Here is a 16,230-nt window from a genome sequence, read left to right on the forward strand (position 1 = left end):
TTTCATTCCTTCGGCGGCATCGTCAAATCGGCATCGCTGTTGCCGACGATCGACAGGACCGTGGTCCAGGCGGCAACATTCTGGCGCAGTTGTTCCGGATCAATCTTGTCCAGCGTATCGTCCGGCGTGTGGTGCAGGTCGAAATAGCGGGTACCATCCTGTTGCAGGTCAATCACCGCGAGATTGTTGTTGCGGATAATCGCCTGAACGTCAGCCCCCCCGGTGGCCGGCTGCTGGCCCCGCCCGATACCAAGCGGCTGCAACGCATTGGCGATGCGGTCGGCCAGCGGCTTGGCGGATTCCGGCAAATTAAACTCGACCCGCCAGACACGGTCGGCGCCAAAGTCAGATTCCATCGCCAGCGCGTGCTTGTCGCCCTTGCGTGCCTCTCCATAGGCATTGCCGCCCCAGAGGCCGACTTCTTCGGCGCCAGCCCAGAGCAGCCGGATCGTCCGCTGCGGTTGCCCCGCCGCCATCACCTGCTTGGCGGCAGCGGTGATAATCGCGCAGCCCGCGCCATCGTCAATCGCGCCCGTGCCCAGATCCCAACTATCGAGATGGCAGCCGATTACGATCATGCCGAGCGACGGATCGCTACCCGGCAGTTCGGCGATCACATTGCCCGATTCCTGTTCTCCGATATTTTGCGGGGTCAGCACCAGCTTCAATTTTACCGGCTTGCCGCGTTCCACCATGCGCACCAGATTTTCCGCGTCCGGAATGGAAAGCGCACCTGCCGGTATCGGTGTCACGCCTTCTTCAAAATTGGTGTTGCCGGTATGCGGATTGCGATGATGGTCGGTCCCGGCCGAACGGATGACGATCGCCGCAGCGCCCTTTTTCGCCGCGATATTCGGACCGACAAAGCGCGCTGGCCCGAAAGCGCCATAGCTGGAGCCGTCCTGGGTCGGTTTCATCTCGTGACTGACAAAGGCGATCTTCCCGTCCAGGCTGCCATCCGGGGCTGCCACCAGATCTGCCAGAGTCGGAAAATAGACAACCTCTGCGGTCAAACCCTGTGCGCCGGTACTGCCGCTGTTGCCCAGAGCCGTGATTGCCAGCTTCTGGGGATAAGGGCTGATCACCGATGCCGTTTCTGTGCCCCGAACCCAGGTCGGCATCATATAAGGCTCATTGCGGACATTGCTGAATCCCAGCGCGTTCAACTTGGCGACAGCCCAGTTTCTGGCCCGCGCTTCCGCTTCGGTCCCGGCTTGCCGCGGCCCTATTTCCGTGGTCAGTCCTTCGACGATATCATAGGCGACATCGTCCTGCAGCGCCTTTGTCTGCAACGCCGCGATATCGTGATTGTCAGCGAGAGCCGAGGTGGACAGGAACAGCGCGGTTGCGCCAGCGAGCAATTTGGTTGTTTTTCTCATGTCCTGCTGACTAACCCGCCTTTTGCGCTTTGCCAATGGTCTCTTGCGACGGACGGGCGGAATAGCTACATGGGCCATCAAACAAGCCCCATTTTCCGTAAATGCCGCGCTTGTCGAAGCACCCAGCCGCCAGGCCGCTTTCGACAGGCGCAGGCCGAACGACAGTGATTGAGAAAGAATATATAATGGCCGTCCAATATAGCTATGTCATGAAGGGTCTGACCAAGACTTTCCCCGGTGCCCCCAAGCCCGTACTCGACAATATCCACCTGCAGTTTCTGCCAGGCACGAAAATCGCGATCATCGGTAAGAACGGTGCCGGTAAATCGACCCTGATGAAGATCATGGCCGGTCAGGATGAAGAGTTTCAGGGCGAAGCCTGGGCAGGGGAGGGCATTCGCGTTGGCTACCTCGCTCAGGAACCCGAGCTTGACGACAGCAAGACCGTCAAGGAAAACGTCATGGACGGCGTCCGCGAAGTCGCTGATCTCGTCGATCGCTTCAACGAAATTTCCACTATCATGGGTGATCCACCGGAAGACGCCGATTTCGACGCGCTGATGGAGGAAATGGGCACGCTGCAGGAAAAGATCGACGCAGTCGATGGCTGGACACTCGACAATCAGCTCGAAATCGCGATGGAAGCCCTGCGCTGCCCGCCCGGCGACAGCCCGGTGACCGATCTCTCCGGCGGTGAGAAGCGCCGCGTCGCGCTCTGCCGCCTGCTGCTCGATAAGCCGGAAATCCTGATGCTCGATGAGCCGACCAACCATCTCGACGCCGAAAGCGTCGCCTGGCTGGAAAAGCATCTCATCGACTATCCCGGCAACGTCATTCTCGTCACCCATGACCGCTACTTCCTCGACAATGTCGTCAACTGGGTGCTCGAAATCGATCGCGGCAAGGGCATCCCGTTCGAAGGCAATTATTCCAACTGGCTGGAAGCCAAGTCCAAGCGGATGGAACAGGAAGAACGCGAGGACAAGAGCCGCCAGAAAGCGATCGAGAACGAGCTGCAGTGGATGCGGCAGAGCCCGAAAGCCCGGCAGACCAAGTCCAAGGCCCGTATCAAGTCATTCGACGATCTCGTCGCTTCACAAGAAAATCGCGTCGTCGGCAAGGCCCAGATCCTGATTCAGACGCCGGAACGGCTCGGCTCCAAGGTGATTGAGGCCAAGGGGCTGACGAAGGCCTATGGCGACAAGCTCCTGTTCGAAGATCTCGAATTCTCGCTGCCACCGGGCGGCATTGTCGGCATCATCGGTGCCAACGGCGCGGGTAAAACCACGCTGTTCCGGATCATAACCGGTCAGGAAACGCCCGACAGCGGTACGCTCGAACTCGGCGAAACGGTCAAGCTCGGCTATGTCGATCAGAGCCGCGACACGCTCGACCCGTCAAAGAATATCTGGGAAGAAATTTCCGGCGGCCACGACTTTTTCACCTTCGGCAAAAACGAAGTCCAGACCCGCGCCTATGTCGGCGCGTTCAACTTCAAGGGCGTCGACCAGCAGAAAAAGGTCGGCCAGCTCTCCGGCGGCGAACGCAACCGCGTCCATCTCGCCAAGATGCTGAAAGAGGGCGGCAACGTGCTGCTGCTCGATGAGCCCACCAACGATCTCGACGTCGAAACCCTGCGCGCGCTGGAAGACGCCCTCGAAAGCTTCGCCGGCTGCGCCGTGGTCATCTCCCATGACCGCTTCTTCCTCGATCGCTTGGCAACGCATATCCTGGCGTTCGAAGGGGACAGCCATGTGGAGTGGTTCGAAGGGAACTTTGAGAGCTATGAAGAGGATAAGCGGCGGAGATTGGGCGATGCGGCGGACCGGCCTACGCGGGTGGCTTATAAGAAGTTGACTAGGTGAGATTTTGTAAGGGTCTTGAACTATGGATAGTTTGAAGAAAGCGAAATCGGAGTTGCAGGTGCTGCGAGGAATTATTAATCCATGCACGGATTCGGCAATTCGACTGAATGTGCTGGCGAAAATCAAGATTATAGAACGGCTGCTAAAGGATCTCGATAAGCAGAAATAATATTGCGTCCTGGTGAACTTGATTCAACAGCCAGAGCCGCAATCATCGACTACTGGCTGTTGACGTTCTGGATAAACCGATCGTGTCCGGTTTGACGAGACAGCAGGTATTTCGGAGTTCTCAGAACACCCTCATCCAACTGCATCTAGCCGCCTTCGCTGTCGCTTCGACGGCAAGATTTCGTATCCTTCTCCCTTAAGGGAGAAGGTTTTGTAAGGCGATATATGGCCCTTGCGCCCCTTCTCCCGTGAGGGAGAAGGATATGGAGGCTTATGACCCCGGACTTGATCCGGGGGAATTAGCCGGAGTTGGATGAGGGTGTTCTGAAGGTGGTGTGGCGCGCATCGCTAGCGGCAGTAAACCCTCACCCAGCTGCGACTAGGCAGCAAGCTGCCAAGTCTGCGCAACCCTCTCCCTTGAGGGAGAGGGGATTACTGGCCCCGCGCAATGTGTATTTCTCGGACGATTGTTTCCATTACGCCGTCGATGTTCTCAATCACATCGTTGTTCCAGAACCGGATCACCCGATAGCCATGTTCCTCGATAGCCTGCGTTCGCGCAGCATCCTTGCTCTCGCTATGCTGCCCGCCATCTAGCTCGATGACCAGCCTGAGACTCCGCGCGGCAAAGTCCGCGACGTAGGGGCCAATGGGAAACTGTTTGACGAATTTGGTGTTTTCCAGCTGCCGGTTGCGCAATCGGCTCCAGAGCTTGCGCTCGGCTTCGGTCATGTCGCGGCGCAGGGTGCGGGCTCGCTCGGTTAGCCGTTTTTCTCCCATTGCCACCTCCTTCGCCTTCTCCCGTGAGGGAGAAGGATGCGCAGACTTGGCAATTCATTGCCTAGTCGCAGCTGGATGAGGGTGTTCTGCGCTTCAGAGTGCAGAACACCCTCATCCAACGCCGCCTAATCCGCTTCGCGAATAAGGCTCTGTGTCCTTCTCCCTCACGGGAGAAGGAATCGCGCACAACTATTTCTTGAAACAATGTCCGATGGTATCAAGCCACACGCGTAACCGCTCTTTTGCCACAGCATGGCAATCCCTATATTGAGACCATGACCAACCCGCCCACCATCACCGATTTCGAAACCATCGCCCGCCGCGTGTTCGAAACCATTCCGGCGCCGTTCGCCGATTATCTCGGCGACATCGTGCTGCGTATCGAAGACTGGCCTGAGCAGGAGATTCTCGATCATTTCGGGATGACCAGTCCCTATCAGCTGTCCGGCCTCTATCAGGGCGTGCCGGTTGGGGAAAAATCTCTATGGGCGCAGCCGAGCGGGAAGGGCGATCGCATCACGCTATATCGGCGGCCGCTGCTCGCCGAAATGGCCCAGACCGGCGTCGCGCTCGAAGCGCTGATCCGCCATGTCGTTATCCACGAGGTCGGCCACCATTTCGGGCTCAGCGACGCCGACATGCACGCGATCGAGGACAGCGCAGACGACTAAACCCCCATTATTCGTCATGCTGAACTCGTTTCAGCATCCCGGGCCACACTCGTTCAAACCCGGCAGTCGCGCGCAAAACCGTATCAAGCCTGATAAGTCGGCGATTCCTTGCCCGCCAGGCTCACCCCGACAATCGCCGCCATCGCCGCGATAAAGCCGGGAATGATCTCGTAAACCCCGGGTCCGCCCAGGAAGCTGCTGTTCCAGCCCATCGCGATCCAGATGATCACGACCAGTGCGCCAGTCACCAGCCCGGCTACCGCGCCCGTGCCGGTCATCCGCGGCCAGGTCAGCGACAGGATGATCAGCGGGCCGAAAGCTGCGCCAAAGCCGGCCCAGGCGTTGGAAACCAGTCCGAGCACCTCGCTGTCCGGATCCCGCGCGATATAGATCGCCACCAGCGCGACCAGCGCCACGGCGAGACGCCCGATATTGACGGTTTCCCGCTCGCTGGCATTCTTGCGCAGGAACAGGCGGTAGAAATCCTCGGTCAGCGAGCTCGACGACACCAGCAGCTGCGAGCTGATCGTGCTCATGATCGCCGCCAGCAAGGCGGCCAGCAGGAAGCCGGTAATCAGCGGATGGAACAGCGCATTGGCCAGCAATATGAAGATTGTTTCCGGATCGTCCAGCACGATGCCATTGCGCTCGACAAAGGCGCGGCCGGTGATGCCGACGCCGATCGCGCCGATCAGCGCAACGCCCATCCAGCTCATGCCGACCGTCCGGGCGGTCGCAACCGCCGGGATCGACCGGATCGCCATGAACCGGACAATGATATGCGGCTGACCGAAATAGCCCAGCCCCCAGGTGATCGCCGAGAGAAAGCCGATAAAGGACAGGCCGGCGGTCAGGCTGAGAAAATTGGGGTCAATCGCAGTCAGCGTCGCCGATACCGCGCTGATCCCGCCATCGTCGGTCAGCACTACGATCGGCATCAGCACCAGCGCCACGACCATGATACAGCCCTGGACAAAGTCAGTCAGGCTGACCGCCAGAAAGCCGCCAACCATGGTATAGGCCAGGACAACGCCAGCGGTCATCCAGATGCCGGTCATATAGTCGCTCATCCCGGTGTCGCCAAACAGGCCGGCAAAGCTGGTTTCAAACAATTTGCCGCCGCCGACGAGACCGGCCGCCGTATAGACCGCGAAAAACAGGACGATGATAATCGCCGACGTCACCCGCAGGGCAAGCGCTCTGTCGGGGAAACGGTTGGCAAGAAATTGCGGGATGGTGAGCGCATTGCCCATCCGTTCGGTCTGTTCGCGCAGCCGCGGCGCAACCACGATCCAGTTGACCAGCGCGCCGAGAAACAGCCCGATCCCGATCCACACTTCGACCAGCCCGGCGGCATAGAGCGCGCCCGGCAAGCCCAGCAACAGCCAGCCCGACATATCGGACGCGCCGGCGGAGAGCGCAGCAACCGCGGGATGCAGATTGCGACCCCCGAGCAGATAGCCTTCGCTACTGTCGGTGGACTTGCGCCAGGCGTAAAAGCCGATGGCCAGCATGAGAATGAAATAAAGGGCGAGTGAAATCAGGGCTCCGGTTTGCATGCCGCATACATAACGATTTTGAGCCGCGAGTCACCCGTTGCGTTTTTCGGGGTGAGGAGAGGGGATAATCCTTCTCCCTCACGGGAGAAGAAGCAACTCATCGCAGTCTTTTCACAAACAGCTGCTCGTTACCATCGCGCTTGGTCTGGAAATTGGGCACCGCCTCGAACATTTCCGACAATCGCGAAAAACCATAGTTGCGGACGTCGAAGCTGGAGCGGTTGCCGGCGATCTTGCCGACTTCGCTCAAGCTCGCATAGCCCTCGGCGTCGCGTTTGCTCGCCTGATAGGCATCGATCAGCAGATTGAGCAGTTCGTCGTCGACCTTGCCATTGCTATCGCCGTTGCTGTTGCTCGAGCTGTCGGACTTGCTCGCCGTCTTGGCGTCACTTTTGCTGTTGCCACCGCCGCGATTGCGCTGGTCCGCCTTGATCAGCGCATCGACATCGATAAAGCGGCTGCACGCCTGCCGAAAGCCTTCGGGCGTCTTGGCGCTGCCGAACCCGTAGACCGGATAGCCTTCCTGCCGGATCCGCATTGCCAGCGGCATGAAGTCGCTGTCGCTCGACATGATGCCGAAGCCGCTGACATTGCCGCGAAACAGCAGATCCATCGCATCGATCGTCATCTTCATGTCCGTGGCATTCTTGCCCTTGGTCAGGTCAAACTGCTGCTGCGGCTCAATCCCGTATTTGTGCAGGATATCCACCCAGCCTTTTAGTGACTGCTTGCGCCAGTTGCCATAGGCACGGCGGATGTTGACTGTGCCGAGCTCTGCCAGCGCCGTCAGCACCGGGTCGATCCCGTGATGGCTGGCATTGTCGGAATCGATCAGGAGGGCGATATTGTCATAATGTTGATTCATGGCCCTGTGATGGACTGCGGGGGGAGGGCGTTCAAGAGGAAAAATGCTGTCCTACAGGCCGCCCGGTCGATTATGAAGGATGCGGCTGTTTGACAGACATTCATCAGAAAAGGGGCGACTTCCGGTCGCGCGACCAGTCATATCAGGCACGATCAAGCGGGAAGGTTTTTTGAATCGATAACATTGTAAAGTTTGTCAAGATAAGCCCGCAATGGCCTCAGCATTCAGGGCACCAGCCAAGTGCTGTTCCATTCATGCGCCGCCTCGTTCCAGTCGAACCTTGCGCGCCGATGGCCAGTGTGCGCCAGATAAAGCCACTCGATCGTCTGCACATCGACCAGCAGGATCGCAAAATTCGCGCGGGCAGGGCGCACCTGTTCCGGCGTAGGCTTTACTCCCTCGATATCGGGATCCAGGCCAGATGTAGGGCTGCCTGCGGGGGTGCCAGGCCCAGGATCGGCGAGATAGCAGCGCTGGCCGTAAAGTGTCGCCTGTTGCCAGGCCGCGTCCGCGACCGGTCCTTCGGACTGCACGACAGCTGTGCCGGACAGGCGCAGCTGCACTTTGGCTTCCGGATGATAGCCCAATATCGAAACAGTGCCGTTACGGCGAATATCGGCGACCTTGGATCCGCGAACATCGGTGTTGAACCGCAATTGGCGTTTGGCTTGATCGACCGAGCGCAGCACCATGATCCGCTGACTTGCTATGCCATCACCGGTCACGGTTGCTACGGCAGGAGTGTGCAGCGGGCTATGACGGTCTCCGGCACCGCTCTGCAACAGGTGCCATGCTTCGTGAAGAGACAGACTCAAGTCATTGAGAAAAGATTCTTCTGTCATTTGGGTCATTCGACCGCGGAAAACTCGCCGCTGGCTTCATCCAGCGTGAACAGGGTCGCTTCACCGATCGCGTACCATGCGCCGTGCAGCTTGAGTTCTCCCCGTTTTTCCCGCTCCGCGATGAACGGAAAGGTACGCAGATTGCTCAGGCTGATTTTGACCGACTCCAGTTCCAGCGCGCGCTGTGGATCGTCGCAATTGCTGGCAACCACCTCGTTCCGGACATCGGTTATGATCGACATCCAGTCGTCGATAAAACTGTGACCGGAAACGCCAAGATCGCCGCCTTTAAGCGCCGCGCTGATGCCGCCGCACTGACCGTGTCCCATGACCACGACATGTTTCACGTTCAGCCCGGTAACCCCGAACTCGATTGCTGCGGATGCCCCGTGGATACCGCCGCTGCTGTCAAAAGGGGGCACGAGATTGGCAACGTTGCGCAGCGCGAACATTTGCCCCGGTCCGGTATCGAAAATGGTAGCCGGATCGACTCTGCTGTCACAGCACGAGATAACCATGACCGGCGGGTTTTGACCGTGCTGGGACAGTTCATCGAACCGTGCCTTTTGCCGCGGGTAATTATATTCACGAAATCTCTTATACCCGTCCAGCATCGCTTTGAATTCAGGCATGAAAATACTCCCTCCTCGAGACCATCCAAGAACGGCCCCGGACGCAAATACCGCGCTTTTGACGCAACTGATGCGGCTCGGCACAAGCGGTAGATGGCGCGATAGCCAAAATCATATCGAAAGGAAAGATAGTAGCGTGCGGCGTCACACGGAGCCGGAAAGCAAAGCCGGAGCTCCCGCAATGCTCACATATCATGGTTGGCAAGTCGCATGTGCATCGCTATCTGGATGACATGAACGAAATCACCAAGATCACACGACCAGAACCGCGTCCCGAACGTCTGCGCAAACCCGACTGGATTCGCGTCAAAGCGCCAATGGGCACCGAATTTGAAAAAACCCGGAATTTGATGCGGGAGCACAAGCTGAACACGGTTTGCGAGGAGGCCGCTTGTCCGAATATTGGCGAATGCTGGACGAAGAAGCACGCGACCGTGATGATATTGGGCGATGTCTGTACGCGGGCCTGTGCCTTCTGCAATGTGAAGACCGGCATGCCGATGGCGGTCGACGCGCTTGAACCGCAGCACACGGCCGACGCCGCAGCCAAGCTGGGCCTCGAACATATCGTGGTGACTTCCGTCGACCGTGACGATCTCCCGGATGGTGGGGCCAGCCAGTTTGTGAAGGTCATTGAGGCGCTGCGCCGGACGACTCCCAAAACAACCATCGAGATCCTGACGCCGGACTTCCGCAACAAGTCGGAGGCAGCGGTCGAGGCGATCGTTGCGGCGCGTCCTGATGTCTACAATCACAATCTTGAGACGGTTCCGCGCCTGTATCCCACGATCCGGCCAGGGGCGCGCTATTACGCCTCGCTGCGGTTGCTCGAGCAGGTTAAACGACTCGATCCGTCCATCTTCACCAAGTCTGGCGTCATGCTTGGTCTCGGCGAGCAGCGGCTCGAAGTGCATCAGGTGATGGATGACATGCGCAGCGCAGACATCGATTTTCTGACAATGGGCCAATATCTGCAACCCACCACCAAGCATGTAAAGGTCAGCGAATTCGTCAAACCGCAGGCGTTTGATGCCTATGCTTCGGTTGCGCGCGCCAAAGGCTTCTTGCTGGTTGCGTCCAGCCCGCTCACCCGTTCCAGCTATCATGCCGGCGAAGATTTTGCCAAAATGCGGCAAGCGCGCGAAGAAAAACTGGCGCGCTCGGGTGCATCGAATGCCGGCTCATAGAGAAACCCGGGACCTGCCTTACAGCGCGGCACAAATGTATGCTCTGGTTGCCGATGTCGGTCGCTATCAGGAATTTTTGCCCTGGGTCGTCGGCACGCGGGTCCGTTCAGACAGTGAAACGGAAATGCTGGCTGATGTGCTGGTAGGGTTCAAGGGGTTGAGGGAGCAGTTTTCATCCCGCGTTATCAAGGTCCGCAATCAATCAATCGACGTCGATTATCTCGACGGCCCGCTCAAACAACTGCACAATGAATGGCGTTTCAGGCCTCGCGACGGCGGTGGCTGTCACGTCGATTTCTACGTCGAGTTTAGCTTCAAAAACCGCATGTTTGAAAAGCTCGCGGGGCAGATGTTTGCCAAAGCGCTCCACAAAATGACCAGCGCTTTTGTCGACCGGGCCAACGAAATTTACGGAAATGGCTATTCGCTGCCGTCGGGAAGCAACAGTTCCAGCGCAACCAGCACCGCCTGATACCGGATATCGGCTCGCGTTTTGTCGTGACCAAAGTTTTTTCGATCAGCAACGACATCTTCGATGTTTTTGCCTTTCTCTGCCTTGGCAAAGACGACCGTACCCACCGGTTTTTTCTCCGAGCCGCCCCCAGGACCAGCAACACCGGTAATCGCTACGGCAACGTCGCAGCCTGAGTTTTCAAGGGCTCCTTTGGCCATTTCCCAGGCCACCGCGATCGAAACGGCTCCGAATGTCTCGAGCAAATCGACGCTAACGCCAAGCATTTCCTGCTTCGCTTCATTCGAATAAGTTGCGAAGCCACGATCGAAAACATCACTGCTGCCCGCAACTTCAGTGAGTGCCGCTGCGACCAGTCCGCCGGTGCAGCTTTCCGCCACGCTTATCCTGCGCCCCGCGGCACGGTTTTCTTCGATGACCCTGTGGGCCAATTGGACGAGCTCGCTGGGCAGCAGATTTTCCATATGGACGCAGGGTTAGCGCATCATGCCGTTGCTTTGCAAATGGCAATACCCCGTTTTTTGCCGTCTTTTGTCGAAGCCTGAACAATGGTGATCGCCAGACTGGCCAGGTTGGCGGCGGGCATTGGTTCAAGGTCGCCGTAGATTTTGTCGATCAGAGCGCAATCTTTGGGCTTGATTTCCTCTCCGATCAACTTGCTGAACATCGCATCAGCAATTGGCCGCAACAGCGCATCGTCCATATCCTGCGGGAGCTTGTCGCCTGCCAATATGGTTACGGCGCTCTTCGCTTTTGGCCAGGCACTTTCCGACGCTGCCCGGTAGTTGGTGAGCCGTTCCGAATTTTCAATCATCAGAGCTGATGAAGCCGACAGGCTCGTGGAACAGGCGGCCCGACTGGCATCTACGGCTTTCGGCAATATATAGGTTACCAATGCCTCGGCCTGATCTACGCTTAGGCATTTAGCGGGCTCGCTGGTTTGAGCGACGGCAGACTGGGCCATGCCGAGCAGTGCCAGAGCAACGGGAACGCGAATTTTCATCAGTTTTTCTCCAGAGAGATGGTAGCAATGGCCTGCGCGGCGATGCCTTCTCGTCGACCGGTAAATCCCAGTCTTTCCGTGGTCGTCGCCTTGACGCTCACCTGATCCATTTCAACCGCCAATATTTTGGCAATATTGCGCCGAATGGCCTCGCGGTGGGGTTTCATTTTCGGGGCTTCGCAAATCAGAGTCATATCCACGTTATGAATGACTCCGCCTTTCTCTGCGATGAGCGATGCCGCATATTCCACAAATCGGCTCGATGCCGCGCCGCGCCACTTGGCATCTGTTGGAGGAAAATGATCGCCAATATCACCTTCCGCGATCGCCCCGAGCAGAGCATCCGTCAACGCATGCAGCAGGACATCCGCATCGCTGTGCCCCGACAGGCCCTTGTCATGGTCGATTTTCAGGCCGCCCAGCCAGAGCTCTTCTCCCGCCACAAGCTGGTGAACATCATATCCCATTCCGGTGCGTATCTGGCGCATATTTTTGGTTATCTCCTCGCCGAAGTCGGCTGGCAAAGTATATTTTTTGAGCGCCTCATCGCCATCGACAACGGCTACCGCATGTCCCGCTGCCTTGAATATCTGGGCATCATCGCTGGCGTCCATACCGCCCGCAAAATCATCATGCGCGGCCAGCAGTTTCGCAAAATCGAAAGCCTGCGGTGTTTGGACCCGCCACAGACTGTTCCGGTCGACGGCCCGCTCGAGCTGGTCGTTCTTTAATTGAATCATGGTGTCCACACTCGGCAAAACGGGAATCGCTGCCGATTGGCTGTTTAGCCGATCGAGCAGCCGATCAATGACCTGATGCGACACAAATGGCCGGGCAGCGTCATGGACGAGAACATGTTTGGCACCGCCTGACTCCCGTATCGCTGTGAGCCCCTGGTAAACAGATTGCTGGCGGGTTGCGCCGCCGACGACAAGTTTATAGCCAGCCACAGGGCCAAGCGCCAATTTCATCTGCTCTTCTTGGCCGGCCGCAACCACAACCCATAGCTGATCAATATCCGGATGTGCTGCCAAACGCTCGGCGCTGTGCCGGACCATCGGCTTTCCGTCTACCGGCTGGAACTGTTTGGGAATATCCAACCCTGCACGCGCGCCAACGCCTGCCGCAACGATCAGTGCATGGTTTTGTTCTGAAACGTGACGCGGTGGGGCCATAGGCCGGGATCTACCCTCAGAATAGCGAGGAAGCAATTCTTGCTTCGCACCGCAATAGGCGATAAGGGCTGCTTAAATTTTAGGCAGTATATATGAAACTAGACCCGATCTTCATTGGTGACTTGAAAATCGAGAGCCCGGTCATTCTGGCTCCGATGACTGGCGTCACCGATCTGCCTTTCCGAAAACTGGTCCGGCGTTTTGGTTCCGGGCTCAATGTGACGGAAATGATTGCCAGTCAGGCAATGATCCGGGAAACCCGGCAGTCGCTGCAAAAATGCGCATGGGACGCAACCGAAGAACCGGTCTCGATGCAACTCGCCGGCTGTGATCCCGTGACAATGGCCGAGGCCGCCAAGCTGAACGAAGATCGCGGCGCACAGATTATCGACATCAACATGGGTTGCCCGGTCAAGAAAGTCGTCAATGGCGACGCCGGTTCGGCGCTTATGCGGGACCTTCCCTTGGCAGCTTCGCTGATCAAGGCGACGGTTGAGGCGGTTAATGTGCCGGTCACCGTGAAGATGCGGATGGGCTGGGATCATCAGAGCCTGAACGCTCCTGAACTGGCGCATATTGCAGAGGATCTCGGCGCGAAAATGATTGTCGTGCACGGCAGAACCCGCTGTCAGATGTATCGCGACAGCGCCGACTGGAATTTTGTCAGCAAAGTGAAACAGGCCGTTTCGTTGCCGGTGATCGTGAATGGCGACATTTGCACCATCGAAGACGGCCAGACCGCACTTGAGCAAAGCGGAGCGGACGGCGTGATGATCGGTCGGGGCGCTTACGGGAAACCTTGGCTGTTAGGGCAGTTCATGCATTGGTTCAAAACCGGAGAACGTCTGCCTGATCCGGATATCGCCACGCAATATGCGATTCTCAACGAACATTATCGGGACATGCTGAAGCTCTATGGTGAAGACGTTGGCGTGAAAGTCGCGCGGAAGCATATCGGCTGGTACACCAAGGGCCTGACCGGTTCGGCGGAATTCCGCAATCGGGCGAACAGCGAGTCCAATCCTCATATTGTGCTGGAAATGCTGGAGGAATTTTACATGCCCTGGCTGAATAAAGCTGCCGCTTGATGGACGCGATTCCTTCGGGAGAGCAAATTCTGGCAGGGCTCAGCCATGCTTTGATCATTTTGGACACAGGGCACCGCATCACCCGCGTCAATCCGTCCGGCGAAGCCCTGTTCGGGACCAGCGCCAAAAATCTGCTCGGCCGGCGGATCGACGATGTCCTGCAATTCTCGGACCCGCGACTGCATGCTGCCCTGACCGAGCCCGATATCAGCCTGACCGCCCGCAGCGTGATGGTTACCAGCGAAGATCGCAAACTGGGCATTGTCGATTTTGACATCCATCCGCTCGCCTCGGACTCCGAATGGCGTCTGATATCGCTCTCGGTACTGCCTCAGGACGGCCCGATCCTGGAAAACGAGAATCCGGAACCCTCCGATCTCGCCATCCGTGCGCCGGACATCCTCAGCCATGAGATAAAAAACCCGCTTGCCGCGATCCGGGGCGCGGCGCAATTGCTGGACCGGAAACTCGACGAATCGCAAAAACCGCTAACCCAGATGATCACGGCCGAAGTCGAACGGGTGGTCAATCTGCTGAACCGGATGCAGACGCTGTCGTCGAATCAGCCGGCCCAGATCAAGGCCGTCAACATCCACTCGCTGATCGACAGCGCCCGCCAGTCGATCGAGGCGGCGACGGGGCAGGCGGTCCGGATCAACGACAAATTCGACCCGTCCTTGCCCGACGCCCTGATTGACCCGGAGGCGATGATGCAGGTGCTCACCAATCTGCTGGCGAACGCGGTCGATGCGACCAAGCATCTGCCGAGCCCGGAAATCCGCATTGTCACCCGCTACAGTTTCGGCGCCTCCCTGTCAGCACAGGGCCAGACCGCCGCTATCCGCCTTCCGATCCAGATCATGGTCTGCGATAACGGCCCTGGCGTCCCGCCGGAACTCGAGCGCGAAATTTTCTCCCCCTTTGTTTCCACCAAAAAAGAAGGGCAGGGGCTCGGCCTCGCCCTCGTCAAAAAGCTGATGCGCGATATGAACGGCCGGATCCGCTACGATCGCGAAAATCACGAAGAGATGAGCCGCTTCACGCTGTTTCTCCCCGTTGCACCAAAAAGCTGACCGCAGGATATAATCATGGCCAATGAAAAAATCATATTAGTCGAAGACGATCTGTCGGTCAGCCATGTCATCATCACCGCGCTGCGGGCGGAGGGCTATGACGTAGAAAATTGCAAGTCGATTGCCGAACGCGACGCGTTGATGGCGAGCAGCGCCTATGATTTGCTGTTGACCGACGTCGGGCTGGGGGAGGGAGAGGGCGACGGCATTTCCTCGCTGGGTACCGTCAAGGAAACCCATCCGGACATCCCGATCATCATCATATCGGCCCAGAACACCCTCAATACCGCGGTTCGCGCGTCGGAAACCGGCGCTTTCGAATATCTGCCAAAGCCCTTTGATCTCGACGAACTGGTGAAGGTGGTCGGCCAGGCCCTGAAGCCGAAAAATAAGCAGCCTACGGAACCGTCGATGGATGAGGAAAGCCTGCCACTGGTCGGCCGAAGCCCTGCGATGCAGGACGTCTACCGGATGATCGCCCGGCTGCTCAAAAATGATCTTTCGGTTCTTGTGCTTGGCGAGTCAGGTACCGGCAAGGAACTGGTCGCAGAGGCCATCCACAGCCTCGGCCACCGCAAGGCCGGCCCGTTCGTCGCGGTCAACATGGCCGCCATTCCCTCGGAGCTGATCGAAGCGGAGTTGTTCGGCCACGAAAAAGGCGCCTTTACCGGGGCCGTTGCCAGTGCGGCCGGCAAATTTGAGCAGGCGCAGGGCGGTACCCTGTTCCTCGACGAGATTGGCGATATGCCCATGCATGCCCAAACCCGCTTGCTGCGCGCGCTCCAGTCCGGAGAGATCAGCAGGGTTGGCGGCAAGGGACTGGTCAAGCTCGACGTCCGGATCATTGCTGCGACCAACCACGACTTTCTTGAGTTGATCGAGGAGGGCAAGTTCCGCGAAGATCTCTATTACCGGATCAATGTCGTGCCGATCGAATTGCCGCCGTTGCGGGAACGCGCCAGCGACATTCCGGCGCTGACCAACCATTTTCTCAAACTGGCGGTCACCGAAGGGCTCCCGCAAAAGCAGATTTCGCCCGAGGGGATGAACCTGCTGTGCCACAATTACTGGCGCGGCAATGTCCGGGAATTGAAAAATGTTATCTACCGCCTCGTCGTGACGGGACGGGAAGATACGCTTTCGGAGGAAGCCATCCGCCAAATCCTGGCCGCAGAGCGCGGCGAGGACCGGGTTGAGTCCACGAACATGGATTTTGAGGGCCATATCAAGTCGATCGTCCTCGGACTGATGGCAGCGCCTGAAAAAGAAAATCTATACGCTCAGGCGCTCGAAAAATTTGAAAAGCCCCTGCTCATCGAAATGATGCACCACGCGCACGGCAACCAGATAAAAGCCGCCAAAATTCTTGGGATTAATCGCAACACGTTGCGCAAGAAGCTCAACGAATATCAAATTGATCCGACTCAATCCAAATAGACGGGCCGGGACGCCCTGCCGCGACGAAATGACT

Annotated in this window: 16 protein-coding genes; 7 read left to right on the plus strand and 9 right to left on the minus strand. The window is 57.9% G+C overall.

All coding sequences use genetic code 11. The features are described from left to right. Positions 1-2: 2 nt before the first annotated feature. Complete coding sequence (locus ACN0WW_RS05970) at positions 3-1,379, minus strand: M20/M25/M40 family metallo-hydrolase (RefSeq protein ID WP_417610392.1); 1,377 nt, start codon at positions 1,377-1,379, stop codon at positions 3-5. 185 nt (positions 1,380-1,564) lie between these two features. Between ACN0WW_RS05970 and ettA the strand changes: the two genes are divergently transcribed. Further along, the gene (gene ettA, locus ACN0WW_RS05975) at positions 1,565-3,244 is read left to right on the plus strand and encodes an energy-dependent translational throttle protein EttA (RefSeq protein ID WP_417610394.1); all 1,680 of its coding nucleotides are present in this window, start codon (positions 1,565-1,567) and stop codon (positions 3,242-3,244) included. A 600-nt stretch (positions 3,245-3,844) separates the two neighbouring features. Here the strand turns inward: ettA and ACN0WW_RS05980 are convergent. Beyond that, a complete protein-coding gene (locus ACN0WW_RS05980; protein WP_417610396.1) occupies positions 3,845-4,192 on the minus strand; it encodes an endonuclease domain-containing protein in 348 nt (115 codons plus the stop codon). Between the two features lie 275 nt (positions 4,193-4,467). Here ACN0WW_RS05980 and ACN0WW_RS05985 point away from each other — a divergent pair, with 275 nt between their 5' ends. Beyond that, entirely contained in the window at positions 4,468-4,863 is a 396-nt protein-coding gene (locus ACN0WW_RS05985) for a metallopeptidase family protein (RefSeq protein WP_417610398.1), read from the plus strand. 83 nt (positions 4,864-4,946) lie between these two features. Here the strand turns inward: ACN0WW_RS05985 and putP are convergent, their stop codons facing one another. The 4 genes from putP to ACN0WW_RS06005 form a co-directional block, all read right to left on the minus strand. Next, on the minus strand, positions 4,947-6,422 hold the full coding sequence (putP, locus tag ACN0WW_RS05990; RefSeq protein ID WP_417610400.1) for a sodium/proline symporter PutP: 1,476 nt from the start codon (positions 6,420-6,422) through the stop codon (positions 4,947-4,949). Between the two features lie 97 nt (positions 6,423-6,519). Next, a complete protein-coding gene (locus tag ACN0WW_RS05995; protein ID WP_417610402.1) occupies positions 6,520-7,287 on the minus strand; it encodes an NYN domain-containing protein in 768 nt (255 codons plus the stop codon). A gap of 224 nt (positions 7,288-7,511) precedes the next feature. Beyond that, positions 7,512-8,129: a pyridoxamine 5'-phosphate oxidase family protein gene (locus ACN0WW_RS06000; RefSeq protein WP_417610404.1), complete on the minus strand. Its 618-nt coding sequence runs from the start codon at positions 8,127-8,129 to the stop codon at positions 7,512-7,514. A 5-nt stretch (positions 8,130-8,134) separates the two neighbouring features. Further along, positions 8,135-8,761 carry a carbonic anhydrase gene (locus ACN0WW_RS06005; RefSeq protein ID WP_417610406.1) on the minus strand — a complete coding sequence of 209 codons (627 nt, stop codon included), beginning with the start codon at positions 8,759-8,761 and terminating at the stop codon, positions 8,135-8,137. Between the two features lie 194 nt (positions 8,762-8,955). On the opposite strand from ACN0WW_RS06005, the gene lipA reads away from it, so the two are divergent. Together lipA and ACN0WW_RS06015 are read left to right on the plus strand one after the other, a co-directional pair. Continuing rightward, positions 8,956-9,948 (plus strand): lipoyl synthase, encoded by a 993-nt coding sequence (lipA, locus tag ACN0WW_RS06010; protein WP_417610408.1) that lies wholly within the window; start codon positions 8,956-8,958, stop codon positions 9,946-9,948. Continuing rightward, positions 9,935-10,420, plus strand: coding sequence for a type II toxin-antitoxin system RatA family toxin (locus ACN0WW_RS06015; RefSeq protein WP_417610410.1), 486 nt, complete (start codon positions 9,935-9,937; stop codon positions 10,418-10,420). Before lipA ends, ACN0WW_RS06015 begins: the two co-directional genes overlap by 14 nt. Here the strand turns inward: ACN0WW_RS06015 and ACN0WW_RS06020 are convergent. From ACN0WW_RS06020 to ACN0WW_RS06030, 3 genes are read right to left on the minus strand one after another with little or no spacing between them, the layout of a single operon-like run. Next, the gene (locus ACN0WW_RS06020; protein WP_417610412.1) at positions 10,369-10,884 is read right to left on the minus strand and encodes a CinA family protein; all 516 of its coding nucleotides are present in this window, start codon (positions 10,882-10,884) and stop codon (positions 10,369-10,371) included. The genes ACN0WW_RS06015 and ACN0WW_RS06020 overlap by 52 nt on opposite strands. Positions 10,885-10,904: 20 nt before the next feature. Further along, on the minus strand, positions 10,905-11,423 hold the full coding sequence (locus ACN0WW_RS06025) for a hypothetical protein (protein ID WP_417610414.1): 519 nt from the start codon (positions 11,421-11,423) through the stop codon (positions 10,905-10,907). Further along, complete coding sequence (locus ACN0WW_RS06030) at positions 11,423-12,598, minus strand: bifunctional 2-C-methyl-D-erythritol 4-phosphate cytidylyltransferase/2-C-methyl-D-erythritol 2,4-cyclodiphosphate synthase (RefSeq protein ID WP_417610416.1); 1,176 nt, start codon at positions 12,596-12,598, stop codon at positions 11,423-11,425. The genes ACN0WW_RS06025 and ACN0WW_RS06030 overlap by 1 nt, the downstream gene beginning before the upstream one ends. Before the next feature lie 92 nt (positions 12,599-12,690). Between ACN0WW_RS06030 and dusB the strand changes: the two genes are divergently transcribed. The 3 genes from dusB to ACN0WW_RS06045 are packed head-to-tail and all read left to right on the plus strand — an operon-like array spanning position 12,691 to position 16,196. Next, positions 12,691-13,686 carry a tRNA dihydrouridine synthase DusB gene (gene dusB, locus ACN0WW_RS06035; RefSeq protein ID WP_417610418.1) on the plus strand — a complete coding sequence of 332 codons (996 nt, stop codon included), beginning with the start codon at positions 12,691-12,693 and terminating at the stop codon, positions 13,684-13,686. Beyond that, entirely contained in the window at positions 13,686-14,759 is a 1,074-nt protein-coding gene (locus ACN0WW_RS06040; protein ID WP_417610420.1) for a two-component system sensor histidine kinase NtrB, read from the plus strand. The genes dusB and ACN0WW_RS06040 overlap by 1 nt, the downstream gene beginning before the upstream one ends. 15 nt (positions 14,760-14,774) lie before the next feature. Then, positions 14,775-16,196 (plus strand): sigma 54-interacting transcriptional regulator, encoded by a 1,422-nt coding sequence (locus ACN0WW_RS06045; RefSeq protein ID WP_417610422.1) that lies wholly within the window; start codon positions 14,775-14,777, stop codon positions 16,194-16,196. Positions 16,197-16,230: the final 34 nt, after the last annotated feature.

Origin of the sequence: Parasphingorhabdus sp., from assembly GCF_048269865.1 — a bacterium.
Classification (GTDB): Bacteria; Pseudomonadota; Alphaproteobacteria; order Sphingomonadales; family Sphingomonadaceae; genus Parasphingorhabdus.